The sequence below is a fragment of the Bradyrhizobium sp. Kon56 genome, from assembly GCF_055807635.1.
Genome location: NZ_JBVVOU010000098.1, coordinates 1 through 1,184, shown reverse-complemented (window position 1 = coordinate 1,184; position 1,184 = coordinate 1). Strand labels below are relative to the sequence as shown.

1 protein-coding gene is annotated in these 1,184 nt (G+C 63.2%); it reads right to left on the bottom strand.

The annotated features are described in order from the left end of the window. Positions 1–17 precede the first annotated feature (17 nt). Complete coding sequence (locus AC0L3B_RS38110) at positions 18–965, bottom strand: IS110 family RNA-guided transposase (protein ID WP_007591328.1); 948 nt, start codon at positions 963–965, stop codon at positions 18–20. Positions 966–1,184 lie beyond the last annotated feature (219 nt).

Here is a 1,184-nt window from a genome sequence, read left to right as displayed (position 1 = left end):
GTAGCAACCATTAAAGGCTAGGCGGCTTTTTCGATCCAGGGCGTGCCCCGTTGCACGACAGTATTGGCGTAGATCAGGAGCTTGCGGGCGCAGGCGATGAGCGCTGCGTTATGGACTTTGCCGTTTGCCATGAGGCGGGCATACAGCGCGATCAGAGCCTTGTTCCAACGGAAGGCAGCTGGAAGGGCGGCGGCGAATAGGGAGCGCCGCAGGCGGCTGCGGCCTCCGGCGATTTTGCGCTGCCCTCTGTGCTGTCCGCTATCAGCATCGAAGGGAGCCAACCCGGCCAGGGCTGCGGCTTGCTCCCGGCTGACGCGACCGAGCTCGGGCATGCGGATGACGATCGCCAGCGCCGTCCGCTCGCCGATGCCGGGAACGCTCAGCACCAGCTTGAGCCGCTTGGCCAAGTCGTCGTAGGCACGAAGGCGCTTGGCAATGTCACGAATCTGCGCCGCCCTGCGTGCCTTCAACCGGGTGATGTCGCTGTCGACGATGCGTCGCAACGCAGGCTCGTCGATGTGCTCGAGACGGGTCTTGAAGCGCCGGATGTCTTCCTCGATCTGCTCAAGAAAGGTCAGATAGTCGGCCAATTCCGTCAATCGCGGATCCGGCGCGATCTCAGGGGGATCGAGCGCCGCAGCACAGGCGGCGATCAATACGGCGTCGAGCGCATCGTTCTTGGCCCGGCGCAAATGGACCTTGGCGAACGCCTTGACCTGAAGCGGCTGCAGCAACAGCACGGTAAAGCCGGCCGATCGCAAATGCTCCACCACGCCACGTTCATAGCCGCCAGTGGCCTCGATCCCGATCCGTGTGACGCCGGCCTTGGCCAGGTTTGCTGCCAGAGCGCGCCAACCCGGCAACGCATTGGCGACCTGCCAGCGCTCGGTTCGACCATGAACCGCGACGTCCAGCTTGGCCTTGGACGTATCGATCCCGGCCGTCGTTATGTTAGTCTGTGTCATCTTCGTCGACCCTGCCTTGTGAAGCGAACCAAGTTGTTCCGGCAACCATCCGGGTCCGATGAAGGTGCTGACGCGATCACGCTACGGGGCAGCCACAACTGCTCTGGGTGGGCTCGATCCGATCGCCAGCGGCCTGTCGCGGGGTGCAAACCGCGGCAGGCCATTCCTCACGGAACAGGTCGAGAATAACTGATCGCGCTATTACAAGGGTGGGCAAAG

Excerpts from the sequence above, each read along its gene's own strand:
- AC0L3B_RS38110 (WP_007591328.1), bottom strand. The coding sequence starts at position 965 with ATGACACAGACTAACATAACGACGGCCGGGATCGATACGTCCAAGGCC.